Raw genomic sequence first — 23,420 nt, 5'->3', positions numbered from 1 at the left:
GTTTAAACCACCATTTTGCCGCTTTCGCCTTGGCATAACCTTTATGTTCAAAGCACACCCATTCATTCACAAACTCAAAACCACAGCGATACGTGACTTTTAACGACGGTGGGGCATTTAATTTACGATGGATGCTATACGACACATCAGTCACACTGAGCCACACCGGTTTAATTTGTGATTTTAATAAAGCCCCTTTGGACGCTTGATCGTTATGAGGCAGCGATTCACTCGCCGGAAAGGCATGCCCACAGCTAGGACATTCCCGTAAAATAGCTTGTAACAGTGATTCACACTTGGGGCATTGTTTAGTGGGTGCTTCACTGGCAGCCCCGTCTTTTTTCACTTTTGATTTCGGTGGCTGTATATTATCAATGGGTCCATGCCGCTCGATGTTGTCACCATAATCCAATACCAGGCAATCGGTTTTACCCGTCTCGGGTGAAATACGTAAACCACGCCCCAAGATCTGCACATACAAGCCAGGGGAGTGAATGGCCCGTAAAATGGCAATTAAATCGGTGCGGGGTGCATCGAAGCCCGTCGTTAACACACCCTGACTCACTAAACAATGAATACGGCCTTGTTTGTAGTCTTCAATTAATTGAGAGCGTAAACTAATAGGCGTCTGACCATGCACACACTCGGCATGAATGCCATGGTCTTTGAGCATGGTAATGATCTGCAAGCAGTGATTCACCGATACCCCAAAAATTAACCAGGCTTTACGATCCTGTCCCCACTCACTGATTTCTCTTAAGGCTTTACGGGTAAGGTCCTGAGCATTTAACGCTTTTTCTAAATCTCGGGTAACAAACTCACCCTGGCGAATACTGACGTTGGTTAAATCAATTTGCTCGGTGCCGGGTTGCGAAATTAATGGTGATAAAAAACCTTGATCAATGAGTTTTTGAATATCGACGTTGTAAACAACCTCATTAAATAACGCACCTTCGCCCTCGGTTAATAACCCCGTTTTCATACGGTAAGGTGTGGCGGTAAAACCGACTAATTTCACCAAGGGATTCATTAATTTCGCATCATTTAAAAAGCGGGTATACATACTGTCGTCTTTACCCGCATTAATTAAATGGCACTCATCGACGATAATGATATTAAATGCCCCTAAATCAAACGCCTTGTTATACACCGATTGAATACCGGCAAATAACACATCCGCCTGGTGATCTTTACGCCTTAAACTGGCCGAATAAATACCGGAAGAGCAGGTGGGCCAGAGTTGATTTAATTTCGCGTAATTTTGTTCCAGGATCTCTTTGACATGGCTGAGCATAAGCACTCGTTGGTTGGGAAACTGCATCACCCGACGAATAAATTCAGCAATAATGACTGATTTACCGCCTCCGGTGGGTACACACACCAAGGGATTACCTTGCTGTTGTTGCCAATACTGATAAATAGCACTTAAGGATTCGTCCTGATACCAGCGTAATTTCATGCCGCGTCCTCCACTAACTGGGCATTAAACGTCGTGCGTAAGGTTTGAATATGGGTGTCGGTTAATAAGGTTTTATCTTCGACTGCGCGTAATTCACGGCTGTTAAACTGCTCAGGCGCTTCGCCCGTGATAAAACATTCCCCGGATTTTTTCAGGCGATAACGAATCCAGTATTCGCCACTATCAATCACTTCCGCAAAACGCTGAATTAAATCGGGAATGAATAAATGGGCCTGACAGCCGACGCGTTGATTATTTTCAGGGATCAATAAATTAAATCGTGCACAATGCCATTGGCCCTGATCAACCGCTGATGCATGTAAGCAGGTTCGGCAATTAACGGTGGGGACTTGCTCACCATGACAAATAGCATGATGATCGCAGAGTTTGCACTCGTACCAGCTGGGATCATCATTTATTTTTTCCAAGGGCTGGTCGCTGGCAATAATGCGTGCGGCTTTGGTTAATGTGTTTTCAGCATAGGATTTGTCGTATTTAACCCGTTCGCCATACAGTGCGTCGGTATTTTTATTGACGGCAATATAATAAGCCCGGTCGATTTGCTGCAGGTGCATATACACTTGCATCTGGGTGTAATGCTGCGGTTTACTTTTTTGTACGCCGTCTTTTTCTAACGCTTTAAAACTCTTTTCGCTGTGGGTTTTCATTTCGATGATATGCCACTGGCTCGGTGCTTCTAAAAAGCCATGGCCCATACCATCCATTGAACCGCCAAAGTGTTCCTGGCAAGCAGACACGCGAAATTGTTTGCCGGTATTGGGATCTACGGTCCATACCTTAACGCCTGCTGCCCGTAAATTCGCGGCAAAACGATCTTCGGCTAAATGCCCAGTCTCAAATAAACGCAGCATTTGTCCTTTATGACTTTTTATCGAACACCAGTGGAAGTCATACCACAGTGCACGTTCACAGGTTTTACCGATGATTGACGCCCCTAAATGGGCGCGCCAACCATGGCCAGTCTGTTGCTGCTCATAATGCTGATAAATCGCATTAATCGTGCTGTGTTGGGATTCAGGCAGTTGCATGGCTCTGATTCCATACCGGTTGTTCAAAATTCCCTGCAGGCGGATTTGAAGGCACCTGTTGGGTATTGATGGGCGGTTGCTGTTGTACTGGTTGTGTTTGTACCTGATTAGCTGGCGGATTATTCCCCTGCACAAACTGACTCGCCTGTAAGGGCATTGAGGTTTGTTGTGGAGGTTGGTTAACCTGCTGAGTAGGCGGCATCTGATGAACAACACCAGGTGTTTGTTGCTGTTGCATGCCAGCTGTTTGCGTAGGTGGCATATTACCCATTGGATTCGCTGCAACGCTTTGATAACTGTCTTTCGAAGCCCAACCGCGTATGACATTTTCCGGCTCGTTAGATTGTTTGTTATTACGGATGGTGACTTTAATCACCAACGGTTGATTTAATAATTGGTCGGAGTCTTGAACGTTTGGATTACCCAACGCTTGGCCTATAGCGGAAATAGCGCGACGACCAATATTCTCCGCTTGCTGATTAGGATGGCTGATATTTTGATTATCAAATACCCGACGTTCGGCGTACTGACCTTCTAAAATAATGTAAGAAAACGCGATGTAATGACCGGTACCCGCTTTATTCATTTTAACGTCGGCTTTATCGATCATCGCTAAATAATCGCCAGCGGGAATAGGGGTAAAAAAATTAATATTGGGATCGTATGCTTGGGTTGAAAAACCTAAATTCGCCATGATTAAACTCCAGATTTTTGGTGTGGTAAGGCCTGCGAAAATACATCCCATTGCAGGGGAATTTCTGGGGGCAGGCCATAACGGTTTTTAGCTAAAAAGGCCGGTGTTTCCTGGGTATATAAAACACGTTGGCCCGTGGTAATACCGCGTGTCACTTCGTTGCCAAAACCAACATCGGTCTTTTTAACAACGGTTTTAAAATTGGTGAATAACACGCAATCGACCGACTCTTGAATTAAGGCACTGGCCCGGTCATGTAATTTAATTTGGTAACGGTCGTAGGGTTCTGTTTCGGGTGAATCAAAGCGTTTCACCTGGGTATGGGCAATTAAAATAATGGCCATGTTTTTTTCGTTACGCAGCGCATCGAGCCAGGCTAAACATTGTCGCCAGTAGGTGAGGGCTTCGCCGTAACCTTTACCATAACCAAAGTCCTCAATACTGCTCTTGCCGTGCTGTTGGGCTGTGTAGCTCCAGATTAAAGGCTCTAAATGGTCTAATGAATCCAAGACGACAGTTTGAAACTGATGCTGCTCGTGATACAACGACTGTAGAGCACCGATGACATCCAGAAAGCTGGTTAATAATGGAAAGGCATTGACCTGTAACGCACCGGCCCCATCCTCGGTAAATAAAAAAATGGGATTCGGTGCACTGGCGGCAAAGGTTGTTTTACCTAAACCATGACTGCCATACAGCACCATGCGCGGCGCTTTGAGCGCCTGCGTTAAGCCTATGTTTGCAAGTGATAGTGCCATGATTATGGCTCCAGCGCGTCAACTTTGACGCCGGTCTTGGCAGGCTTGGACTCAATGGCATAGGCGACAGCGTTGTACTCCTTGGGAAATTGTTTTTTTAACTGCTTTAACGCGGTGACATTCACCTCAAACTTAAGCCGAAAAATCGAATTAAAGACTTCGGGTGTCACCACTTCTTTTACCGTACTTAAGTGTTTCGTGAGAACTTTACGATCGATTTTTCCCGTGGTGGTGACTTTAAAAAATGTGGTTTCATGCGCGCTAGAACCTTCCTCTTGAGCACCTACCAAGTTAATTAATTCCCGTTCAATCGATGCTTTTTCCTGATTTAAATCGGTGATCTGCTGTTTGATGTCCTGCAGTTTTTGGGCGTAAAAGTCCACCATGCGCACCGGGTCGGGCGCTGCCATTGTCATATTCATTGTGGTAACCTCTGAAAAATCAGGTTATTAAACTGAATTTATTGATTGAAATTAATTGTTTTTTAAGCCGCTTCAAGCGTCATTAATTTAAGGTGCTTTAACGTTTTATAATAATTCGCAAAGGCGAGTACATCGGAAAAACATTCCACATGCTCAACATCGAACGGCATATAACGGGCGAGGAAGGCCTGTAATAAATCGACGGGGATGGTATTAACGTCTTTATTTTCCACCAACACCATGTGTGAGGCTTTATCAAATAAAATATAAAAATATTGCAGATTGGATTGATGGGTAATCACCACCCGCACTAATAGGTGCTGAGGATTTTCATACACATATTCATAATGTTCGTAGAGCGGTGAAGCGAATTGCATCAGGTAATTTTCGGTGACCCAGTAAGGTCGTACTTTATTAATCTGTTCTACCAATCCGGTGGTTACTGCTTTAACCGGGTTCCGTAGCTGGAAAACGGCATAGCAAGCCATGATTTTTCTCCTTTTAATGAATGGACGTTGAAACTAGTCCAGCAGATAACGATATTTTTTCAATATGGCGCTTTAGCTCTTGGGTGCAGGTTTCCAGCGTGTTTAACTGCTCAATAAGTTGCCTGTATGTTTCAGGTTGGCTCGTTTTTACATACGCTTCCAGTGTCACAAACGCTAAGTCTGTTTGTTGTGGATTATCCTTTTTCATTAGGCTGCCTCCTTGTCTTTTTTGTAGCCACCAAAATATTCGATAAAATTGCGATAAAGCTGGGAGAGGGCGTTGGCCATTAAGATAAAATCGGCCCGTGCTTGAGACATAAAATCTTCCGCTTTTTCCTGGTCGGTTAATTCAAACTTTAATTGAGTAAAACGGAAATCATCGTGGATGATGCCAGCCAAATAATCGGTCCAGTGAAAGCCCAACTTGGTGACCATTTTACCCGCAGCAATATGTGGCTCGACTTCTTCCAGTTCCAAATCGCTTTTACTGAGTTTCACGATATCTGCATCTTCACTCCCTACAAAACGCAGCTCAGCACATTGGTCCAGTAATAGTCCTTCAGGCAGTGGCGCGCTGCGGGCCAACCAGCAGGTTAATACTTCACAGGGTTTATATTCCGTGACCACCGGATGTGTGGCTAAGCTGCTCAGCGTGATGCGTAAGTAATGAATACATTCCTCGGCCAGTTTAACGTTAGAGCTATCCACGACAATTAAGCCATTGATGGGGTCCAGATATACATACCAACTGTGGTATTCACTGAAGGCTTTGGGCAGTAGCTCATGAATAACGGACTCTTTAATCTGGTCTTTTTCGCCTTTGCCAACTGGCTCGCCATGTTCTTTTTCCAGCGTTTTAATACGTTCTTTGACGTATTTGCTGATAACCGAGTTAGGCAACATCTTTTTTTCTTTCTGCAGGCAGAGCAATTGGAAGTTGCCAATATGCTCGGCAAAGTGTTCCGCCTCTTCGCCGAAGGGACGAACCCAGCCATAGCTTTCGGCCTGTTGGGGCGTGCAGGGCTTAAAGGCCTGGGCTGAAAGTTTTTCATTGAGTAACGCCTGATCAAGTTTGGCAACCTGTTCGCAGCGGAAAAATATTGCATTTTTAAACCACATGATGTGCACCTCTTGTTTTATGTTGTATGCAGGGTGGGAACGATCGACTCATACCGATTAGTACGCGTTCGGTAGATTCGATTACGTAGGAGTGGGTCATCGGAAAAGGCCGGCACTAGGGCCAATGACAGCGCTAACATGCCCATGGACAACGGACAGATCACCTTTGACCGGATCAGCTCGGCTACCAGTTGGGTACGGTTTTTAAGGTTGTGTTTATGTAGTGCGGCTTTAATGGTTTTGGATATGGTGTCCGGGGCAACTGAATATTTGCGGGCAATTTCCTTATCCGATAAGCCATGTAAAGCTTCAAAGGTATACAGCGTTTGCCGTGGGGAGAGCTGAAGGTTGTTCAGGTAGGCTTTCCAGTGGCCTATGGTGATCGTGTCGTCCATGGTGAGTGCTCCATTAACATTTTTTATGTCATGTTTTGCACAAGAGTACTCACCATGTTGTCGTTAGTCAACTATTCATCTTTAAAAGTTTGCAAATTATTTATTAAGTTAACTTTTGGTTAGTCGTGGAATCGTTTGAGACCTCTATTAAAAGCTTTTAGCATGTCAAAAAACTCTTGACTGATTCCATGATCAAGTATGTAACTACTTGAATCCATTAAAATTCTAATAGCTTCGTCATTTCTAGCTTTAGCCTGCAGCGCTATAGAGTCTTCAATGTAACTATCTTCAATATCAGGGTTTTCTTCCAACCAGTCTTTAGGAATACCCTCAGTCTCTGAGCTTAGCCAACTATAAGGAACATTTAGAACATCAGCGATTCGTCGCAAGGTTCTACTGCGGGGTCTTTTATCTGTTCTTTTGCCAGATTCCCAGTTCACTACAGTTGTTCTAGAAACACTACAAGCATCAGCCAGTTCTTGCTGGGTTAAATTTGCTTTTATCCGTGCAGATTTTATTTTTTCCCAAAGCTGAACTTTGCCACTGTCTTGCTCAGGTAGAACGTAAGGCCTTTCTGGAGTACCAAGTCCTTCAATAAATTGTGTAAATTCAAATATAGGGACTTTAGTTGCGTCAGCTATACGCATAAGAGTGAATAATTGAGGAGTTCTTCTTACTTCTGGGTCTTCAGATTCCCATCTACAGGCAGTGCTATGTGTAACACCAACAATGTCAGCCAGTTGTTGCTGGGTTAGGCCTGCTTCTTTTCTTGCTTCTTTGATTTTTTGCCATAACTCCACAACCATAGTTCACTTATTCCAATCTCAGCATTGCAATATGAAAACTATTGGTAACTATTAGTTGACATATTGCAGTATCTATTCCAGAATCTTGTCGAATGTTAACTTTAGCTGTCAATGACAACTACGTTTTTGTTTCAAAGTTGCCGATTAGAACACAAATTCACTACGAGTGTGCAACGCCGTCTGACTAAACATGACCTTTCAATCTGAATAGTATACGGCTTGTACTCATTTTAAGTATTCCTCTAATTGGGGAACCATCACCATGCAAACTAACAATCGAGGTGTTGTATGGAGACACAAGCATCAAAACTTACGGATGAGTGCGCCTGGGAACTCTACGACAGAGGGTTCACCGTTATCCCGTTAGGTTCACCATTTGAAACGCCACCGCCTTACTTTGTCAACAAACGCTTTGACGGAAACAAAGAAAAAGCACAACAGGAGTGGCCTAAACAGGCGCGTGTGCCGTGGGCTAAGTTCCAAAAAGTCACACCTTCGCTTGAGGATATGGATTATTGGACCGCCTCTTATCCCCGAGCAAACTGGGCCATTGTTACAGGGACTCGTGTCATTGTTGTGGATGCCGACTCTGAAGAAGCGGTTCAGTTTATGGAGTCTGGTACCATCGGTCGAACGCCGTGGAAGGTGAAGACCGGCAAAGGTAAACATTTTTATTATGCCGTTAATCCCAACGTAGAAATTCGCAACTCAGTTAATGCTCATTCCAAAATCGATATCCGGGGGTTGGGTGGTTATGTCGTTGCACCTGGCTCAACCCATGCCAATGGAAACCGCTATGAGTGGGAATACGACGCCAGTTGGGTGATTGATAGCATTGATGACTTGCCGTGTTTGTCAGAAGAAGATTTACAGGCGATTCAGCAATTTAATGGGCGCAATGTATTAAATAAAAGCAGCCAAGTGAAGACTAACTCACCTAAGCCAAACCCAGAAGTGACTGGTAACTTAGGTTTTAATACAGCAGATTACCAGCCTAAAGCCAGTGGCGAGGCGGTGAGTGAAGGTTCACGTAACCAATCCGCAGTGTCGTTAACAGGCCAATACATCGCTTCAGGCACGGATCTGCGTACCATAAAACAGATGTTGGATACCTGGAACACTGGCAATAGTCCACCGTTAGATCCAAGTGAGCTCAATACCTGTATTGCCAGCACGATATTGACGCATTTACGCAAACATCCTCATGACGTGATCCCTGTGCAACCTGCACCGCCTGAACCCGCCAAGGCGAGTAACCTATCACTACCCGACAGTGGTGGTATGCCTGGCCATTTATACGACATACCGGGTGTATTGGGTGAGGTCGTGCAGTTTGCTAATCAGACCGCACGACGAAAACAGCCCGCATTGGCAGTACAAAGTGCATTGGCACTCGGCAGTGTGGTATGCGGGCGTTATTACAAGACCGATAAGGGGAATTTTTCCTCGCTGTACTTCCTGAACATTGCCAAGTCGGCCAGTGGTAAAGAGCACTGTAAGGATGTGGTGGAGCAGATTTTAGAAGCATCGGGTTATGGGCGATTAATTTCTGGCTCGGGTTATACGTCTTCTGGCGCCTTGTTCAGTGAACTGCTCCATGAGCCGAACCATATCAGTATCATTGATGAGTTTGGTAAGTACCTGGAAGGCAGTCAGCATAAAATGAATCCGCATAAGGCGGAGGCCATTACCCGACTGGTGGAGGCCTGGAGCAAGTGTGGGTCTTCACTTTATCCACCGGTTTATTCGACCATGGGTATGAGTAAGCAGGCGGCAGAAGAAATGCGCAAGCGGTGTATTAAGCATCCCGCGTTAACGCTTTTAGCACTGACGACACCAGGCACCTTTTACGGTGCTCTGTCACCTGAGCTGGTCAAGGATGGTTTCCTCGGACGCTTTATTGTTATGGAAAGCCAATTAAAACGACAGGTGTCGAGTGATCCTGGGCTAATAGAGGTACCCGAGAACATTACCAAGTGGGTGGCCACTATTCGGGAGAACTTGGCCGGTAACTTAACCAGTCATATGCCACCGGAAAATAAGCCCGCACAGAATATTCTCGTGTTCGAGGAGGCGGCGCTCCAGCGATTAAAAGCGCTTGACCAGGAAATCATTCAGAAGATGGATGAGCTGGAACAGTACGGTATTGAAGTACTGCTGGGGCGCACCCGAGAAAAGGCCATGCGCATTGCGTTAATTCTGGCCCTGTCGGTTGATCCGTTTGCGGAGACGATTACACGACAGGTGACGGGTTGGGCTATTGATTATGTTCGCTATCACGATTATTATATGGTAGACACCGTAGTGAACCGTGTAGGCGGTTCTTCCTTTGAAACTCAATTGAAAGAATGCGTTCATGAAATTGAGAAAGCAAAGGAACGCGGTCTCACCCTCTATGAAATTGGTCGTAATCCTAGTTTCTCTAAGATGCGTGGTAAAGAGCGCAAGGAGATATTAGACGACATCTGTTCCAGAGGGCATGCCAGATTAATCCAGGTGGCTAAACCAACCGGTGGACGTCCGAGGATGGCTTATGTGCATGCCAATTTCTGCTGAGGCCACGGATCAAGGGGTTTTCACAAGTTTTCACGAGTTTTCACATGAACTCATGTTAAAATTACTCCTTGATTTTATTAGAAAAAATGGCCTTTTCACATTTTCACAAGAATTCCTAAAGTCCCCTAGAAAGACCCCAGAAAAAAGCCAGGGGGGGTACTTTTTATGTGAAAATGTGAAAACTATTATTTATATATATTTTATTATTTTTTTTATTTATATATTAAACACTTACAGAAGTATTAGTTTTCACAAATGTACATGTGAAAACTCTGTGATAATTTGTGAAAACCCCCTCCAAGGCTCCTTCCTTGAAACAAATCTGTCACATACTACGAGTGCCTTATGAATCAAGCCTACGCCATTACACCTAACACCAAGCCGCGTATGACCCGAGCAGATAAATGGAAACAGCGCCCCTGTGTCATGCAGTACCGTGCGTACAAGGATGCACTACGGGCGTTGTCTATTGAGCTCCCTGAGAGCGGCTACCATCTCATTTTCGTGTTACCCATGCCCAAGTCATGGTCGAAGAAAAAACGGGCGGAGATGCGAGGACAGCCTCATAAAGCTACACCGGATAAGGACAATCTAGAAAAAGGTTTATTAGATGCCTTGTTCGTGGACGATGCCCATATCTGGGATGGACGCGTGAGTAAGTATTGGGGTGACGAAGGACAGATCATCGTGAAACGGATTCCAACCTACAACACGTTAGACGAAGCGTTGAACTCGACGATTCACTGAGGGGAGGGGATTAGATGGCTACAACTGACGCCTATCAGCCTGCACAGCACAAAAATGGACCTAACTTAGCGTTACCCTGGCGTTCAGCCAAAATAGCCTGGCATGAAGCGTTTATGAGCTTGAGGGCCAGGTCGATGATTAAAAGTTCAGGCAAGTCGCCGTTTAACAACATGACGCAAATCGGTCGGCACCTGGAGAAAGGCGTTGTCCAGGATGCCATTGCCAAACTACCCAAGCCGGTTATCCATTGGGGCATGTATTGTTATGCACCCGAGCATGATAAGACCGATACCTATAAATCGCGTGTTGCTGATCGGCTGTATGCCATGATGGTGGATCACTTAGGCGATAAGTACGTTAGAAGCCGTATACGCTGTATTCGTCTGGTGACACTGTGCAACATTGCATTGGAGGATAGGAAGCATCAACAATGGAAAGGCGAATTTTATGGTGATGCTCAAAAAGCCCAATTGTTAGGCGTTCCTCGGCAAAACTTTAATCGGGATTATGGTGAAGTGTATGGCGCCATGCAGGAAATTTTAAGTGGTTATTGTAGTAAAGCGTTGGGAGTCGTGGCGGAGCTGTTGGAGACGTCAGTACACTGATCATGTGACGGGATAGAGTGAGTTGCTCTCATGTTCATTCGTCGTTATGCCATCGAGTAATGACGAAGCGATATGAGAATAATTATTTCGAAAAAAAGAGCTTGATCCCAAAATGACTTAATTATCTGTGAGAAGGCCAAATAAGTGACTTATTCAGCAGAACCTTATTTTTGGATCGCGTATAAATTAAGCCAAGCATAAAGATAACAAGATAAAAACCAGGTATAGGGTTTTCGTCAACTCAAGGCAAGGAGATGTCCAATGTTGTTCTTGGTTTCTACATGTTCACTTATTCTCGTCGCGTTGGCGGGTGGCCTGGCTTTCGTATTTATACCTAAATTCTTTGAACGCTTACCCCGTGAGTTCACTGAACTTCTGCAGTCAGAAGACTACACGTTTCAAGGCGGTATGCTGTTAAGTGCCGTCGTCGCGGGTAGTGCGGCACTGCTAAGCTTGACGGTATTGTTGATGGTATGAGGTTTGGAGGAGAGTAGCGCCCTTTTACTTTGCTACTCTCCGTATCTTCTTAGGATACAGTAAAGTCCTTGAGCTTTTTCAGCGGTTGAATTCTCACTTGCATAGAAGCGGGTTTAGCCTTAAACATCATCTCTTCACCGGTAAATGGATTCACGCCTTTTCTGGCCCTGACGGCAGGCTTTTTCTTGGTTTTCACTTTGAAGAGGCTTGGAAATACAAACTCGCCACAGCCGCGCTTACTGATATGTCGTCCCATGATCTCAGCGAGAGACTCCATGACTGCATTCACATCCTTTTTGGTGAGCTCCGTAGTTTCAGCAATTTCGCTGATGAGCTGACTTTTGGTGAAAGGTTCCTGTACGGCGGTTTTCTTATTAGACGATGCCATTAGCCTATACCCTCAAACAAAACATAGATATTTCTGGTAAATGATCTCACCAATATACTTAATTTGTAGTATGCATTCGTGACAAAAAGCAAGGTCGTATGATGGGAAAAATGAAGACCATTTACCGAAGTACTTGCCCATGACTGATTCGTTATCCATAAAACAAGCCAAAAAAATCGTACTGCTCAGCCAAGTCATGCCGCACAAAAGTACTGAACAAGCGATACTGGCCGCGGTTGAATAACGCGCTTATAACCCAATCAATATCTCTAAGCTGGTTGTGGTAGCCCTGCTTCACAGCTTGACCCAGTAAGAACAGGTATTTTGCTAGTCATAGAACATATCCCCATAGCTTTCTTAAAAAAACTGTTGACCAAAATGGATAGTAAAATCCATTCAGATCTTTCTCGGATGCGAGTGATAAAGTCATGCTGGTAGCATTGGTTGAAGGGGTTGTGTCGAGTTTTATTGTTGCATCGTGTGGCACCACGAATCGAAAGCGACAGTTTGCCTACATGGCGATTGGAGTGGCTAAGCGCACTTGGGCAAGGGTATAGGCAAAAGCTTAATTGAAACCATTGAAAATTGGGCGAGATTATCTTCTGTCCATCGAATCGAATTGACCGTAGTGGAAAGCAATAGTGCAGTAAGAAATTTGTACAAAAAATGTGGTTACGTTGAAGAGGGTATAAAGCGGGATTCACTAAAAGTTGATGGTGAATACGTTAATAAAGTGTACATGAGCAAGCTATTTGAAACAAAGTTGGGTTAGTGCTGCTACCTCACTAGCGACATTGACCGTCCCCTCAATTACTCCAGAAAAACACCCAATAACCCCCCCGTAAACTCACTGGATATCAGGTGTTGAAGAGCTTACAATGAGGTTAGTTTGTTTCAGTGTGACGTTTATTTATGGCTGTGTAGTATGGCTAAAAGTGTTAAGGAAATATTGGTTGCATACTCATTAGAAGAGATTTCTATTTGGGATGTTATGGCTTGGGCAAACGAGCTTGATGGTAGTGAAATTAATAACGAATCTGCATTGAACGAGTTAAAATATATTAACGATACCGCCGTAGACTCAAGTCTGATTAAGCAAAGCCTATTGAATCTTATACCAAACGCAGATGAAGAGACGCTATCAAAATTATTGTTACTAGAAAATCTTAACCGACTGAAAACTGAAAAAATCACATCAGTAGAGTTCGTTAATTTCGTTATAAATTCAGTTTGAGATCATGAAAACAATGAACAAGCACCAATCTGTGAGTGGGTATACAGTCTTTTTAACGCTTATAATGGCTATGGATTCGATGAACTATGTGAGATGAGTAGCAATGATTTAGTATTGGTGGCAAGCGAGTATATTGACGAGCAAGATACATAAGCGGATAAGAATTGGTACCTAGCTTGTCAGAGTGATGTTTATTAGTAGTTACTTTACTGGAGTGATAATGACAGACTGGGAAAAAAAATTTGTAGATGAAACGATTGAAGAGTTTGGATATATGCCTGCGCCTTGGGTATATCAACCAAATTGTCACCCATATTCAATTGGCTGGCGAATGGGGAGAGGCGAGTCATATATGATGTATATTTCCGATTGGTTGTCATCACAGAACTGGAGTCTCAGAGAAACAGCAGAGTACTTTATAAAACAAAATCCTCCAGCAGCTTGGCTATTATGGATATATGAAGTTTTATTTCCTGTTGAAGAGAATGAATATGATAAGCCTGAAGTAGATAGAATTAAAGCTTATAGGGAAAAATTAGAAGATCTGGGGTTTAAAAACGTTTCGAGTTTTAGTGAAGATTTTAATAGCAGCAAATGGCAGTGAATGATAATCAGGTAAGAGCTAATAGTCAGGCTATAGTATTACAGTTAACAAAAGGGTGATTATTATTAATCAATATACCTTCGAGTGTGTGAATGAAACGTGAAGTTGAATTAGAAGTAGCGCTGCGTGATTCTATTTTAGTTTATCTATCTATAAAGTATGAGTATTATTCTAAGGCGCTAAAACAAGAAAACTCTGCAATATTAAGGTTTATACGTTTTGATAGAGAGTTAATCGAGTTAAAATTATATGGTATATCTGAGAGTGATATTTACGATGATTTTAGTGGGCTATGTATTTCTCATGTAAAGGTTTTAAAGCGAAATGATGATCTCTATATCTCTTTAGATCCATATGATGAAAGAGTTGATGTTATTGAAAGTAAAGATAATTTTGTATTTAAAGTTAAGAGTTATAAATTAGATATTAGGCAAGTATAGTCAGCTAAGAAAGCAAAAAATATCAATAACCCTTTTCAACTATTGTACTTAAACTGACTTTAAGGAATTCAGGTGGCCTGGAATATAGAGTTAATCGTCGTTGAACCTCAGTTGTCTGATTTTAATCAGGTAGGAATTATTGATATTGCTGTTGAGCAAGCTGCAGGTTTACCTTTTTGGGAGGCAACATCTTACACTTCAATTGAAGACGGTGTAGCTATAGGTAACTTTGATGGGAAGACAATTCTTATTGACCCTAGTTGCAGGCTTTTTGATTATCTTGCTAATACCATCAGTGAACTAAAAAGCCATAAAGTTGTTTTTTGTCGTATAGCAAATAACAACATCTGCAAGTACTTTAGTGATGGCAAGGAGGTTAAAGGTAATGTGCCCAATTTGCACAACCAAGATGATAAATACATTGATGGCGAAGTTGAAGCTTGGGAGTTTCTTAAGGTTAACACTGGACTAAGTTTGATTGATCCACCTTGCGAAACATCTGACTTGAATAATTCAACATACTCTCATTATATGTTAGAAGATAACGATTTTCTTTAATCTTCTACAGTATTGAAAAGTTATATTTTTATTAGGGCCTGTTAACACTATTTTAATATCACTGTTATGGGGGTAAAAGCACTAATCTAGGCGCGAAGCGTGAAGTTTAGTTGTTCTAAATGAACAATGAGCAACAACGAGTAGTGCTTTTACCATCATAACCCTTCGGGCCGTGATTATTTTTCCACCTAGCAGCGTTACAAGTCACTTATGTAGAATGACTACACAGCATTCCTTGTGCCTTGCCAGGTGGAAAAATAGTCTACGGCAGTGGTGATTCAATTAGTGTTAACAAGCCCTAGGTTAATAAAAAAATAGTTAAAATTTCATTTAAGTCAAAATATGTCAAGTAGTTATACCGAATTTATTGCCTTTTTTAAAGATGAAAATAAACTAGAAGCTGTTTTCAAAGGTCTTTCTCTATATGAGGCTGAAAATTATGAACAAGCTATCAAGTTATTTGAAGCGTTAGATAATGAATTTGATCATAAGCTAGAGTGTAATAATGAAACATTTACGAGTTGTTATATCAGCAGATTAAATAATAACGTTATTTCTAGTGCTATAGACGTGAGTTTATCCTTTGAGGAAGAAAATTTTTTCCTGATGTTGGCTCGTTGTGGCGCAGACATTATTCTAGCAACTACTTTTAATAGTCAAACTGGTGAAAAGTTTAAGTCAGGGTGGTTGCTAGGTAAGGAAGCACACTACGTTAAAGCAATAAAAGCCCTTGCAGATGTTGATATTGATTTTGCACTGAGAGGCGCCATTGAGTATGGAAACCTCAAGGATATTGAGTCTCTATTGGAAAGAGGAGCCAACCCTAATGGTTCTATTAATGGTTTACCCTATGTTGTGTATGCAGTAGAGGAGAGTCGACCTAAGCTTGTAAAGTTACTTGGAGAAGCAGGTGCTGACATAAATGCTCAAGTAAAAATTAAAGCATGTGAATATACATGTGAGTCACAATGGGGAAAAACAGCGCTGCACTATGCCGTTAGAAATGCTAACAAACGGATAATAAATTACCTTTTGCGAAAGGGTGCTGATCCCAATGTAGAGGACTATGCTGGCAACTTACCGATATTCCAAGCATTAGAAAAGGATGAATTCTGGGAGCATGCTCTGTTGCTTATTAAAGCAGGTGCAGACCTACACGTTAGAAATAAAGAGGGATTAACCCCATATTTATTTTTATTAGATTCAGTAAGCTCAAAAGATGGGAAAAAAGCAATAGAGATTATAGAGTCAATGCGCAGCAACGGGATCGATCTTAATGAGACTTCAACAAGTGGTGGTAATGCCCTTTGGTACTTATTTAAAAGCCGAGCAATTAAAGTGTATTTAGCAAAGCATGGCGTTGAAAGATTACTAAGGCCCGCTAATATTTATGATAAATCGTTATTTGAAAATCTGATATGTGCCATAAAATATACTGATAGTGATGGCTTTGTTGAAATTTATAATGGTGCAAAAGAACGTCTTACAGACGAGCAGAAATATAATTTATTTAGCTTAGCTACTGAATATGAGATAAATAAAATTATTGACTGTATTATCAATGAGTAGGTAGTACAAATCTATGCCATACATAGAAAAAACACTCACCCACGAAATGTGCCTTAGAGTCCAAAGTGACTTAGCTCCTTATTGGTCTCAGTTTGCTCGAACTCGTGAAATGATATGGGGTTGTTGTTATTCGAATGATGAAGTCAGTGTTTATGAAACATCCTGTGGGAAAATTTATCTTTATTCAAGCAGCACATATGTACAAGAGATTGATGGCGATGGCTATTTTATAATCGTTGAGGAAGCTGAAATAGATGTATATTGTCTCTATTTTGAAGGGAAGCCTTATCGTATATCTACCTACTTTCTATCAGAATATCTAGCAACCCCAACTTTTATAGAGGATGAGGCTGAACGCCAGCGAGTGATGGATGCAGTCATGGAAGCATTGAGCGTATATGATGAGCTTGGTTATGCAAGTGTGTTGATCGATTATGGCTTCAAAGATGAAGATTATTATGAAGCGAATAAGCCCAATCATGGTTGGTTATAATCTGTCCCCTCAGAAAAAATACAGAGCTTGAAAAGTTAAGTTAAGCACAGCCGTTGAGGAAATATGCAGATTTGTACAGAAGATAGACGATACCCAGGGTTATCGGTTATTTTTTTAGGGGGTAGTGACACCATAGCCATAAGGCTTACTTTTATGTTAGGTTTTACTTCAGAGTGGCATTAATTAATTGTTAGGTGTCAGGATGATCGAGCACTGTTTTCCTAAATGCAAAGTCAAAGGGAGTTATGAACCTGTTCATTTCCGTCATATGGGGAGTAAGGGGGCTATTCCCAAGAAATGCAATGATTGCAAATACAATTTGGAAGCAGGTTGTACTCGAAGTATTGAAAAGGTAAAAAAGTACCTTCAGTTAGATTATGGTCCCTGTCCTATTGATGGTGAAACGAAGCCAGTTGAATCCGAATTCATTATCTCCGATCGCCTGGCGCAGATCCCTTCAAAGTGTAGTGTGTGCGAATATATTTCGCAGTGGGGGAATAACGTGGTGTGTATGTATCAGTATGAGATTTATGGCGATTATCCCAGGTCATTAGATTGGGGCAATTACCTTCCTCCGCAAGAAATATATACACCAAATAAGTCAAGGCTCCCGACATCAAAATAGCTGCTTCGCTTTGATCTTGCTATTGGAGCATTAGGCGTTATGCGTAAAGGTAAATCATGAAGTTTATTGAGAAAGTCGAAGATGTTTTTGATATAAGTGGCAGAGGGTGTGTAATTGTCCCGGGGATACCATACTCATTTGAGCCAGCAATCGGAATTGGCGCGAAGCTGGAAATTCGAAATCCAAGTGGTCGAATAGTACAGGCCACTTTAAAAGGTCTTGAAATGATAAATCGTGGAAGACCAATGAAGCATGCACCATTTTTGGTTAACCGAGATGTTAAAAAAAGCGATATAGAAATTGGCGCAGAATTGTATTTAATAAGCTATGAAGCCAAAAAATAACAAGATTGCCCGTTTGCTTTTTGGTCTGCGTGCGTTTCAATTTGGCGAAGATTCGCCTCTTTACTCTAGAGCTCCACTACAATCAAAATGTAATTGACAAAGGCGTTATGTTTACTTTGGTTCGTTTAAGAGAATGTTGTCATGCCTAAAGTAGAATCAATACAGAGTAATCATCCATTAATTGGTACATGGATTACGGAAAATGATGACAGTGCCGTAGAATTCACGATCTACCCGGAAGGAAGTACTTTGCAAGTAAAGGGCCGTGACAGAATGGATGGAGAAAGCTTTGTAATTACAGAAATAGAATTTAGTAACGCTCAACTATCGTTTCGAAGCACCATGCCTTCAACTGGACACACAGTAGTTAATCGAATGAAGTCAGTATCAAAAGGCCTCGTTGATTTCGAATATACCATCAAAGAAACATGGGTAAAAGTAGACTAAATATAATAAATTAATCAATAGGACCCATGGCGGGTTAACTTATTAAGGCACTAAGTTTAGGTGTTTATTGAACTGATGTTGCAGAATGATTTATGAGAATGCAGATAATCATCTTAATATTTATTATTTTAGCGGGTTGTGCTGGACCAAATGGAATTTTTGAAGCTTATAACGAAAAACCAATTAATATACAGTGTGCTTATGAGGCAATTAAAAATATCAAGGGAATGATTAGAGTTAGTAATAAAGAACATGAAATTATTTTTCATCATCACAAATATGAAGGAAACCTTTATCATGGTGGTGAACAAGAGTTTGTAAGTTATGGTATGAGCATATCACCTTATGGCTTATTTTCTAAGCGACCGGAAATTATATCAAGTTCTGTAATAGATGCTATAAAATCTGTGTGTACGAGCAAAAATACATAATAATAGCATCAACTTGATACCCAGCGTTTCAGGTCACCAAGGCGTTAGATAAGGGGCTAGGTCAGTCACGATGATAGTAGAAAGTAAATTTACTGGCTGTTTTATAGGGTTAGCAATTGGAGATGCGTATGGTGCTTTTTATGAAGGTGGCATATTAGAAAGGGTGTTGTGGCAGTTAATTGGTCGAACCAGTGATGGACGGAGACGGTATACGGATGATACTCAAATGTCTGTTGATGTTGCTCAATCATTTCTAGAAAATGGCGGAATAGATCAAGATAACCTTGCTCAAAAGTTTGCTTCTAGCTACAAGTGGTCAAGAGGTTATGGGCCTAGTGCAGCTAAGTTATTAAAGGGAATTTCAAAAGGGCGTGACTGGCGAGAATTAAATAGAAAAAAATTTCCTGAAGGATCTCTTGGTAACGGGGCTGCTATGAGAGCTCCAGTTGTTACTTTGTGTCACCCTTATAATGATACCACCCTAGCAAATTATATTAAGGAAAGCGCTGAGATCACACATGCTCACCCTTTAGCAATTGAGGGTGCTTATGCAATTGCAATAGCAACCTACATGGCTCTAGAAGATGAATCGAATGAAATTATAATCAAAGCGATTCTCATTAAAACTGACTCTGATAGGTATAGATTAAAGCTTAATAAGTGTATGGACTTACTTCTCTCAAGTGGTGGCACAGATAGTAATGTGATCAAGAAGCATCTTGGAAATGGAATACTGGCTACTGAATCTTGTATCACTGCTATATACTTTGCCCTTAAGTATCGTGATTCTAGCCTCGAGCATATGTTAGGAGATATATTTGGGTTAGCGGGTGATGCCGATACAATTGGTGCTATGGCTGGTAGCATATGGGGTGCGTTTAATGGAGTGAAAAGTATGGCTCAAATGGCTGAAGATGTAGAGAATGTGGGCTTGATTGAGAGTTTAGCCAAACAGTTATACAACAATTATCTAACAAAAATATCAGCCTGATGCCTGGTTGCACTGTACACACAGCTTACTTATGCGTGCTATTTCGATTACCCTGATAAAGGTTAGTTAAGGTTAAAATGTACGATTTAGTTGAAGGTATAAAACACCCGGATTCAGGTAAAATCATCGTAAAGCATGTCAAGAAATTACCCTTATTTTTGATATTTAGTTTTACATTAACAGCTTTAGCCAGATACCTTATGGGGAAAGACGATTTGGTTGTTTTAAACGCCGAAGCAATTGGAGCTTATGCAGTATTGCTTATTGTTTGGTTACGAGAATTGCTTGTTGATATTTGCTCTTTATCAGAAAAAACAGAGAATTAAATACATAGACTGATACAACTGGTTCTAATAAGCCAAATCAACAGATCCTCAACAACTCTGTAGTGTGCCACTACACTCACAAATATCCGGTTTCAGTGGATGCTAAGAGCCATAAGGCTTACAATGATGTTAGGCTTTCATCAAATAGCCATTAATTAATAGATCTTTGGTATGTTTTACTGGAATCAAGCAAACTTTGAAGGTTTAAAAAATGTAGCCAGCGCCTACGAAGGGAAAGCTGGATATGAAGGGTTTGTAGAGTATTGCCTAAAAAAAGAACAAGGGCTAAAAAAGCAAGCAAACTCAGCAATAATATCGTTTGTTGAATATGTTAAAACGCTTCCACTGGTCAGGCAGAGAGAGATCGCTTTAGAATTTGCTGAGTTACATTTTTATAATTCTGAGATACATCAGTTGCTTTCACATCCGTTATACTGTCATATTTATACTGTGTTAATTGACTGGTCTCGAGAAAATGGAGCAACATCAGAGGTCTTCAGGTGGTTGGCAACTATGGGAGCTGGATTGTCATTTTACCAAAGAGCACTAGAGCAAGATCCAAATGACCAGATTTCAATATACAAGCTTGGCATGGCTTATATTGATGATGTAGATATGCAAACTCACCATTTAGGCGAATCAAGGCTAATAGGCAGTATAGAGGAACTAGATGTCGCTTTATCAAAGGCTGCTGAGTTATGTCATAGGCTAGTAAACAAAGAGGCAAAACTAGCTTTAGACCAGGAAATAGAATACTACACATCTCTCGTAAATAGTTGGAGAGAATACACAAGCCAAAAACAAGAGAAGTCTTTTGTAGAATGGTGTCAGAATATGGGTGTTAAGTATAATTTTCCCACAATAGTTTATTATCAAAGTAAATGATCCAATCTGATAAGGTAAGAGCTACTACCTACCCAGTCAAATCAACAGATCCTCAACAACTTCCAAATATCCGGTTTCAGTGGATGCTAAGAGCCATAAGGCCTACAATGAAGTTAGGTTTAATAGTTGGGTAAACGAGCAAGATGCATCAAACTAGGTTTAAGATATTAAAAGATTCAAGGTGGGGGATCGTTATCGATCTAAAGGGTGACTACTCAATTAGTGATGGAAGTGGGTTAATCCACTTGGATTTATCTAGCCTAATTTGGATTAGTGGTGAAGAGAGATTTTGTCTAGAGAGAGCAATTGACCTAGTTGGCGATAAACTTAAAGCAAAGATACGAGATAATAAAGATTTGAGTATTATCATTCTAGGTATTGAGTTTAATCCTTGCGATTTTCAAGTTGAAGGATTGACCTGGGCTTTAGTGCAATGGGTAAGTGAAGTGTTTGAGATAGACACAAATTTTACAAGTGTTACTTTTAATAAAGCTGATAATAGGTATGAATTTTTTGTTTAATCAGCTAAGAGTTATTCCCTAGCCACTTCGCTGGATACCATGAACAGTAAAGCCTAGAATGATGCTAGATTTTAAGTTTGGGTGTCGTTCATTAATTGATAGGCGTAAAGTGAGTCGGGATCTGCTATGGAGCATTTAACTATTTATTTTAAGCATGGCATTCAGGATATCGTCCCGTACACTGATTTTATTATGAAAATTAAAGCTGAGCTCCATAGTAATGGACTTGGTCAATATCTTGGTGATGATATGGCAATCGATGGTGTTGATGCTGAAGTAGTATTTTCTTGTGTAAGCGCCAATGAATTGTTTGAGTACATCAAGGTTGATCTTGCCAATCTACCATTTATGCAAGGCGCCAAAATCACTTTTACTTTTGGTGAGCTAGAGTCATCAACTCCTGTAAAGGAGTTCTATTTGTGACAACAGCATGTTCGCATAGCCCTCCCTAGCTGTATTCCAATAGCAATAAGGCTTACAATGAGGTTGGATTTTGCAACTGAGTTGAAATATGGATAGAGTAACCAAATTACTAAAAGACTATAAGTCTTATAAAAATAAAGTTGATTCTTTTCACTATCAACTAAACACGAGATTCAGAACTGCCGAAGAAGTATCTGATGGTTTTAAGCTTATGAGAGCTATTTGCGAAGAAGAGTTGCCTCAGTTGACCTGCGCTGCAAATAGCTTAAAGGATAGTGAAATTAACCATTTGTACTCAAAGAAACAAAAAATGTGTATTGATGATTATAATATTAGGGTTGATATCTTTGGCTTACTATCTGACCCTAGCACTGAAGTAAAAGATTATTTTTATTTATTTAAAAAAACAGTTATTGTCGAGTGAGCATAATAGACTAAGAACTGCTCCCTAACTACCTCGCTGGATGCCATGAACCATAAGGCCTGGCGTGAGGCTAGGTTTTGAGTCAGGGTGGTGTTAATAAAGTGATGAAAAAGGCCGTTCGAGAATTGCTAGATCAAGTGGAGTCTGTACCAGACTTTGTTGGGATTAAGCTTAGTGACATCAATAATACAAATGCTTTTGGAGATAATGCTCTTCATTGTGTATGTGTATGGGGAGATATCGAAGCTGTAAAGTTGCTCGTAGAAAATGGAATAAATATTGAGCAAAAGGGTGAAGGTGGTTTTACTCCCTTAAAAGTAGCTGAGGAGTTCGGGCACAAAGAAATTATGGATTATCTTATTGCTAGTGGGGCTAACATAGATGAGCTAAGTACTGAGTTCCAGTTTGATTCTGAGGCAAATGCTAGGCATATGAAAAACCTTCAGGATGGCAGTTAGGATTACACTGATGTAGTGATTGTCTAGTTATGTTCATTAATTGTTATAATCTGCAAGGAAAAATTATGAACAGAAAAATCATTACTATATTATTGATTACAACAATTATAGAGCCTGGAATTGTCCATTCCACAGAAAATAAATTTGTGAATCATGTCATTGATTTCGATAAAGCTCAATCAAAACTAAGTCTTCAAAAAGTTATTCCATATCTTTCAGATAAGGTTTATATCAAAATTAAAACGTGTAAAAACTCTATAGATATTTTTGATATGGAAAGATTTAAAAGAACTTTCTTATCAATTCAGCAGCATGCTGAACTTTTATCAATCAATAGAGAAGTAACAAAAATTGAAGATTGTGATAATGGCTTTAGGTGTACAATTTATTCAAAACTGAAAGAACGAGTTGTAGCTTATCAAGGAAAATATGATAAAACAACAATATCGAATGATATAACAGTAGTTGAGAAGATAGGTGAAAGTTTGAAAATATCTTCAATCAATGGAGAAATTTTATGTAAGTAATGTTAACTCAGCTAAAGCTGGGTATTTAGCTAGGGCCTGTTAACACTAATTCTGTTACAATAGGCTCATGGAAATTACAACAGAACAATTTAAAATAATAGAACACTTGCTACCTGTTCAGCGTGGTAATGTAAAACTATCAAATATCCAAGTGCTC

Annotated in this window: 34 protein-coding genes; 23 read left to right on the top strand and 11 right to left on the bottom strand. The window is 40.9% G+C overall.

From position 1 onward, the window contains the following. The 10 genes from KHS79_RS24830 to KHS79_RS24785 form a co-directional block, all read right to left on the bottom strand. Window positions 1–1,459: DEAD/DEAH box helicase (locus KHS79_RS24830; RefSeq protein WP_212722870.1), on the bottom strand; the 1,459-nt coding region annotated here is incomplete at its 3' end. Continuing rightward, entirely contained in the window at window positions 1,456–2,508 is a 1,053-nt protein-coding gene (locus KHS79_RS24825) for a hypothetical protein (RefSeq protein ID WP_212722869.1), read from the bottom strand. The genes KHS79_RS24825 and KHS79_RS24830, both read right to left, overlap by 4 nt. Continuing rightward, window positions 2,495–3,202, bottom strand: a complete 708-nt coding sequence (locus tag KHS79_RS24820) for a DUF669 domain-containing protein (protein ID WP_212722868.1) — start codon at window positions 3,200–3,202, stop codon at window positions 2,495–2,497. The genes KHS79_RS24825 and KHS79_RS24820 overlap by 14 nt, the downstream gene beginning before the upstream one ends. A gap of 2 nt (window positions 3,203–3,204) precedes the next feature. Then, window positions 3,205–3,960 carry an ATP-binding protein gene (locus tag KHS79_RS24815; RefSeq protein ID WP_212722867.1) on the bottom strand — a complete coding sequence of 252 codons (756 nt, stop codon included), beginning with the start codon at window positions 3,958–3,960 and terminating at the stop codon, window positions 3,205–3,207. Window positions 3,961–3,962: 2 nt separating this feature from the next. Next, window positions 3,963–4,382 carry a DUF7173 family protein gene (locus KHS79_RS24810; protein WP_212722866.1) on the bottom strand — a complete coding sequence of 140 codons (420 nt, stop codon included), beginning with the start codon at window positions 4,380–4,382 and terminating at the stop codon, window positions 3,963–3,965. Between the two features lie 62 nt (window positions 4,383–4,444). Then, window positions 4,445–4,870, bottom strand: coding sequence for a hypothetical protein (locus KHS79_RS24805; RefSeq protein ID WP_212722865.1), 426 nt, complete (start codon window positions 4,868–4,870; stop codon window positions 4,445–4,447). A 13-nt stretch (window positions 4,871–4,883) separates the two neighbouring features. Beyond that, window positions 4,884–5,078 carry a hypothetical protein gene (locus KHS79_RS24800; RefSeq protein WP_212722864.1) on the bottom strand — a complete coding sequence of 65 codons (195 nt, stop codon included), beginning with the start codon at window positions 5,076–5,078 and terminating at the stop codon, window positions 4,884–4,886. Beyond that, complete coding sequence (locus KHS79_RS24795) at window positions 5,078–5,989, bottom strand: recombination-associated protein RdgC (RefSeq protein ID WP_212722863.1); 912 nt, start codon at window positions 5,987–5,989, stop codon at window positions 5,078–5,080. Before KHS79_RS24795 ends, KHS79_RS24800 begins: the two co-directional genes overlap by 1 nt. Window positions 5,990–6,006: 17 nt before the next feature. Further along, window positions 6,007–6,384, bottom strand: coding sequence for a helix-turn-helix transcriptional regulator (locus KHS79_RS24790; protein ID WP_212722862.1), 378 nt, complete (start codon window positions 6,382–6,384; stop codon window positions 6,007–6,009). Window positions 6,385–6,503: 119 nt separating this feature from the next. After that, a complete protein-coding gene (locus KHS79_RS24785; protein WP_212722861.1) occupies window positions 6,504–7,190 on the bottom strand; it encodes a helix-turn-helix domain-containing protein in 687 nt (228 codons plus the stop codon). 288 nt (window positions 7,191–7,478) lie between these two features. On the opposite strand from KHS79_RS24785, the gene KHS79_RS24780 reads away from it, so the two are divergent. From KHS79_RS24780 to KHS79_RS24765, 4 genes are all read left to right on the top strand, one after another. Further along, entirely contained in the window at window positions 7,479–9,746 is a 2,268-nt protein-coding gene (locus tag KHS79_RS24780; protein WP_212722860.1) for a bifunctional DNA primase/polymerase, read from the top strand. A gap of 345 nt (window positions 9,747–10,091) precedes the next feature. Further along, a complete protein-coding gene (locus KHS79_RS24775; protein ID WP_212722859.1) occupies window positions 10,092–10,493 on the top strand; it encodes a RusA family crossover junction endodeoxyribonuclease in 402 nt (133 codons plus the stop codon). A 14-nt stretch (window positions 10,494–10,507) separates the two neighbouring features. Further along, window positions 10,508–11,098, top strand: a complete 591-nt coding sequence (locus KHS79_RS24770; protein WP_212722858.1) for a hypothetical protein — start codon at window positions 10,508–10,510, stop codon at window positions 11,096–11,098. Window positions 11,099–11,359: 261 nt separating this feature from the next. After that, window positions 11,360–11,575, top strand: a complete 216-nt coding sequence (locus tag KHS79_RS24765; RefSeq protein WP_212722857.1) for a hypothetical protein — start codon at window positions 11,360–11,362, stop codon at window positions 11,573–11,575. Between the two features lie 49 nt (window positions 11,576–11,624). Here the strand turns inward: KHS79_RS24765 and KHS79_RS24760 are convergent, their stop codons facing one another. Further along, window positions 11,625–11,963 carry an HU family DNA-binding protein gene (locus KHS79_RS24760; protein ID WP_212722856.1) on the bottom strand — a complete coding sequence of 113 codons (339 nt, stop codon included), beginning with the start codon at window positions 11,961–11,963 and terminating at the stop codon, window positions 11,625–11,627. Between the two features lie 428 nt (window positions 11,964–12,391). Between KHS79_RS24760 and KHS79_RS26195 the strand changes: the two genes are divergently transcribed. From KHS79_RS26195 to KHS79_RS24670, 19 genes are all read left to right on the top strand, one after another. Beyond that, window positions 12,392–12,520: a hypothetical protein gene (locus tag KHS79_RS26195; protein WP_267910783.1), complete on the top strand. Its 129-nt coding sequence runs from the start codon at window positions 12,392–12,394 to the stop codon at window positions 12,518–12,520. Then, entirely contained in the window at window positions 12,505–12,735 is a 231-nt protein-coding gene (locus KHS79_RS26415; RefSeq protein ID WP_212722855.1) for a GNAT family N-acetyltransferase, read from the top strand. The genes KHS79_RS26195 and KHS79_RS26415 overlap by 16 nt, the downstream gene beginning before the upstream one ends. A gap of 153 nt (window positions 12,736–12,888) precedes the next feature. Then, the gene (locus KHS79_RS24750; RefSeq protein ID WP_212722854.1) at window positions 12,889–13,197 is read left to right on the top strand and encodes a hypothetical protein; all 309 of its coding nucleotides are present in this window, start codon (window positions 12,889–12,891) and stop codon (window positions 13,195–13,197) included. A gap of 220 nt (window positions 13,198–13,417) precedes the next feature. Then, window positions 13,418–13,801 carry a hypothetical protein gene (locus KHS79_RS24745; protein ID WP_212722853.1) on the top strand — a complete coding sequence of 128 codons (384 nt, stop codon included), beginning with the start codon at window positions 13,418–13,420 and terminating at the stop codon, window positions 13,799–13,801. A gap of 92 nt (window positions 13,802–13,893) precedes the next feature. Next, the gene (locus KHS79_RS24740) at window positions 13,894–14,241 is read left to right on the top strand and encodes a hypothetical protein (protein WP_212722852.1); all 348 of its coding nucleotides are present in this window, start codon (window positions 13,894–13,896) and stop codon (window positions 14,239–14,241) included. 72 nt (window positions 14,242–14,313) lie between these two features. Then, window positions 14,314–14,799, top strand: a complete 486-nt coding sequence (locus KHS79_RS24735) for a hypothetical protein (RefSeq protein ID WP_212722851.1) — start codon at window positions 14,314–14,316, stop codon at window positions 14,797–14,799. Between the two features lie 342 nt (window positions 14,800–15,141). Further along, a complete protein-coding gene (locus KHS79_RS24730) occupies window positions 15,142–16,368 on the top strand; it encodes an ankyrin repeat domain-containing protein (RefSeq protein ID WP_212722850.1) in 1,227 nt (408 codons plus the stop codon). Window positions 16,369–16,381: 13 nt separating this feature from the next. Next, on the top strand, window positions 16,382–16,861 hold the full coding sequence (locus KHS79_RS24725; protein ID WP_212722849.1) for a hypothetical protein: 480 nt from the start codon (window positions 16,382–16,384) through the stop codon (window positions 16,859–16,861). A 681-nt stretch (window positions 16,862–17,542) separates the two neighbouring features. After that, a complete protein-coding gene (locus KHS79_RS24720) occupies window positions 17,543–17,830 on the top strand; it encodes a hypothetical protein (RefSeq protein WP_212722848.1) in 288 nt (95 codons plus the stop codon). Between the two features lie 141 nt (window positions 17,831–17,971). Beyond that, on the top strand, window positions 17,972–18,277 hold the full coding sequence (locus KHS79_RS24715; protein WP_212722847.1) for a hypothetical protein: 306 nt from the start codon (window positions 17,972–17,974) through the stop codon (window positions 18,275–18,277). A gap of 98 nt (window positions 18,278–18,375) precedes the next feature. Continuing rightward, on the top strand, window positions 18,376–18,708 hold the full coding sequence (locus KHS79_RS24710) for a hypothetical protein (RefSeq protein ID WP_212722846.1): 333 nt from the start codon (window positions 18,376–18,378) through the stop codon (window positions 18,706–18,708). Window positions 18,709–18,778: 70 nt separating this feature from the next. Then, window positions 18,779–19,699 (top strand): ADP-ribosylglycohydrolase family protein, encoded by a 921-nt coding sequence (locus KHS79_RS24705; protein WP_212722845.1) that lies wholly within the window; start codon window positions 18,779–18,781, stop codon window positions 19,697–19,699. A 77-nt stretch (window positions 19,700–19,776) separates the two neighbouring features. Continuing rightward, a complete protein-coding gene (locus tag KHS79_RS24700) occupies window positions 19,777–20,025 on the top strand; it encodes a hypothetical protein (RefSeq protein ID WP_212722844.1) in 249 nt (82 codons plus the stop codon). Between the two features lie 171 nt (window positions 20,026–20,196). Beyond that, entirely contained in the window at window positions 20,197–20,910 is a 714-nt protein-coding gene (locus tag KHS79_RS24695) for a hypothetical protein (RefSeq protein WP_212722843.1), read from the top strand. A gap of 143 nt (window positions 20,911–21,053) precedes the next feature. Next, window positions 21,054–21,431 (top strand): hypothetical protein, encoded by a 378-nt coding sequence (locus tag KHS79_RS24690; protein ID WP_212722842.1) that lies wholly within the window; start codon window positions 21,054–21,056, stop codon window positions 21,429–21,431. Window positions 21,432–21,557: 126 nt separating this feature from the next. Then, window positions 21,558–21,854 carry a hypothetical protein gene (locus KHS79_RS24685; RefSeq protein WP_212722841.1) on the top strand — a complete coding sequence of 99 codons (297 nt, stop codon included), beginning with the start codon at window positions 21,558–21,560 and terminating at the stop codon, window positions 21,852–21,854. A gap of 88 nt (window positions 21,855–21,942) precedes the next feature. Next, entirely contained in the window at window positions 21,943–22,278 is a 336-nt protein-coding gene (locus KHS79_RS24680) for a hypothetical protein (RefSeq protein WP_212722840.1), read from the top strand. A 104-nt stretch (window positions 22,279–22,382) separates the two neighbouring features. After that, window positions 22,383–22,736, top strand: coding sequence for an ankyrin repeat domain-containing protein (locus tag KHS79_RS24675; RefSeq protein ID WP_212722839.1), 354 nt, complete (start codon window positions 22,383–22,385; stop codon window positions 22,734–22,736). Window positions 22,737–22,801: 65 nt separating this feature from the next. Next, entirely contained in the window at window positions 22,802–23,263 is a 462-nt protein-coding gene (locus KHS79_RS24670; protein ID WP_212722838.1) for a hypothetical protein, read from the top strand. Window positions 23,264–23,420 lie beyond the last annotated feature (157 nt).

Origin of the sequence: Zooshikella ganghwensis (assembly GCF_018263875.1) — a bacterium.
GTDB classification, from domain to species: Bacteria; Pseudomonadota; Gammaproteobacteria; order Pseudomonadales; family Zooshikellaceae; genus Zooshikella; species Zooshikella ganghwensis.
The sequence above is the reverse complement of the archived record's forward strand: the minus strand, read 5'-3'. Positions and strand labels throughout refer to the sequence as shown.

What these genes read in the sequence shown, in the direction of transcription:
- KHS79_RS24825 (WP_212722869.1), bottom strand. Translation starts at nt 2,508, where the DNA reads ATGCAACTGCCTGAATCCCAACACAGCACGATTAATGCGATTTATCAG.
- KHS79_RS24820 (WP_212722868.1), bottom strand. Translation starts at nt 3,202, where the DNA reads ATGGCGAATTTAGGTTTTTCAACCCAAGCATACGATCCCAATATTAAT.
- KHS79_RS24815 (WP_212722867.1), bottom strand. Translation starts at nt 3,960, where the DNA reads ATGGCACTATCACTTGCAAACATAGGCTTAACGCAGGCGCTCAAAGCG.
- KHS79_RS24810 (WP_212722866.1), bottom strand. Translation starts at nt 4,382, where the DNA reads ATGAATATGACAATGGCAGCGCCCGACCCGGTGCGCATGGTGGACTTT.
- KHS79_RS24805 (WP_212722865.1), bottom strand. Translation starts at nt 4,870, where the DNA reads ATGGCTTGCTATGCCGTTTTCCAGCTACGGAACCCGGTTAAAGCAGTA.
- KHS79_RS24800 (WP_212722864.1), bottom strand. Translation starts at nt 5,078, where the DNA reads ATGAAAAAGGATAATCCACAACAAACAGACTTAGCGTTTGTGACACTG.
- KHS79_RS24795 (WP_212722863.1), bottom strand. Translation starts at nt 5,989, where the DNA reads ATGTGGTTTAAAAATGCAATATTTTTCCGCTGCGAACAGGTTGCCAAA.
- KHS79_RS24790 (WP_212722862.1), bottom strand. Translation starts at nt 6,384, where the DNA reads ATGGACGACACGATCACCATAGGCCACTGGAAAGCCTACCTGAACAAC.
- KHS79_RS24785 (WP_212722861.1), bottom strand. Translation starts at nt 7,190, where the DNA reads ATGGTTGTGGAGTTATGGCAAAAAATCAAAGAAGCAAGAAAAGAAGCA.
- KHS79_RS24780 (WP_212722860.1), top strand. Translation starts at nt 7,479, where the DNA reads ATGGAGACACAAGCATCAAAACTTACGGATGAGTGCGCCTGGGAACTC.
- KHS79_RS24775 (WP_212722859.1), top strand. Translation starts at nt 10,092, where the DNA reads ATGAATCAAGCCTACGCCATTACACCTAACACCAAGCCGCGTATGACC.
- KHS79_RS24770 (WP_212722858.1), top strand. Translation starts at nt 10,508, where the DNA reads ATGGCTACAACTGACGCCTATCAGCCTGCACAGCACAAAAATGGACCT.
- KHS79_RS24765 (WP_212722857.1), top strand. Translation starts at nt 11,360, where the DNA reads ATGTTGTTCTTGGTTTCTACATGTTCACTTATTCTCGTCGCGTTGGCG.
- KHS79_RS24760 (WP_212722856.1), bottom strand. Translation starts at nt 11,963, where the DNA reads ATGGCATCGTCTAATAAGAAAACCGCCGTACAGGAACCTTTCACCAAA.
- KHS79_RS26195 (WP_267910783.1), top strand. Translation starts at nt 12,392, where the DNA reads ATGCTGGTAGCATTGGTTGAAGGGGTTGTGTCGAGTTTTATTGTTGCA.
- KHS79_RS24750 (WP_212722854.1), top strand. Translation starts at nt 12,889, where the DNA reads ATGGCTAAAAGTGTTAAGGAAATATTGGTTGCATACTCATTAGAAGAG.
- KHS79_RS24745 (WP_212722853.1), top strand. Translation starts at nt 13,418, where the DNA reads ATGACAGACTGGGAAAAAAAATTTGTAGATGAAACGATTGAAGAGTTT.
- KHS79_RS24740 (WP_212722852.1), top strand. Translation starts at nt 13,894, where the DNA reads ATGAAACGTGAAGTTGAATTAGAAGTAGCGCTGCGTGATTCTATTTTA.
- KHS79_RS24730 (WP_212722850.1), top strand. Translation starts at nt 15,142, where the DNA reads ATGTCAAGTAGTTATACCGAATTTATTGCCTTTTTTAAAGATGAAAAT.
- KHS79_RS24725 (WP_212722849.1), top strand. Translation starts at nt 16,382, where the DNA reads ATGCCATACATAGAAAAAACACTCACCCACGAAATGTGCCTTAGAGTC.
- KHS79_RS24720 (WP_212722848.1), top strand. Translation starts at nt 17,543, where the DNA reads ATGAAGTTTATTGAGAAAGTCGAAGATGTTTTTGATATAAGTGGCAGA.
- KHS79_RS24715 (WP_212722847.1), top strand. Translation starts at nt 17,972, where the DNA reads ATGCCTAAAGTAGAATCAATACAGAGTAATCATCCATTAATTGGTACA.
- KHS79_RS24710 (WP_212722846.1), top strand. Translation starts at nt 18,376, where the DNA reads ATGCAGATAATCATCTTAATATTTATTATTTTAGCGGGTTGTGCTGGA.
- KHS79_RS24705 (WP_212722845.1), top strand. Translation starts at nt 18,779, where the DNA reads ATGATAGTAGAAAGTAAATTTACTGGCTGTTTTATAGGGTTAGCAATT.
- KHS79_RS24700 (WP_212722844.1), top strand. Translation starts at nt 19,777, where the DNA reads ATGTACGATTTAGTTGAAGGTATAAAACACCCGGATTCAGGTAAAATC.
- KHS79_RS24695 (WP_212722843.1), top strand. Translation starts at nt 20,197, where the DNA reads ATGTTTTACTGGAATCAAGCAAACTTTGAAGGTTTAAAAAATGTAGCC.
- KHS79_RS24690 (WP_212722842.1), top strand. Translation starts at nt 21,054, where the DNA reads ATGCATCAAACTAGGTTTAAGATATTAAAAGATTCAAGGTGGGGGATC.
- KHS79_RS24685 (WP_212722841.1), top strand. Translation starts at nt 21,558, where the DNA reads ATGGAGCATTTAACTATTTATTTTAAGCATGGCATTCAGGATATCGTC.
- KHS79_RS24680 (WP_212722840.1), top strand. Translation starts at nt 21,943, where the DNA reads ATGGATAGAGTAACCAAATTACTAAAAGACTATAAGTCTTATAAAAAT.
- KHS79_RS24675 (WP_212722839.1), top strand. Translation starts at nt 22,383, where the DNA reads ATGAAAAAGGCCGTTCGAGAATTGCTAGATCAAGTGGAGTCTGTACCA.
- KHS79_RS24670 (WP_212722838.1), top strand. Translation starts at nt 22,802, where the DNA reads ATGAACAGAAAAATCATTACTATATTATTGATTACAACAATTATAGAG.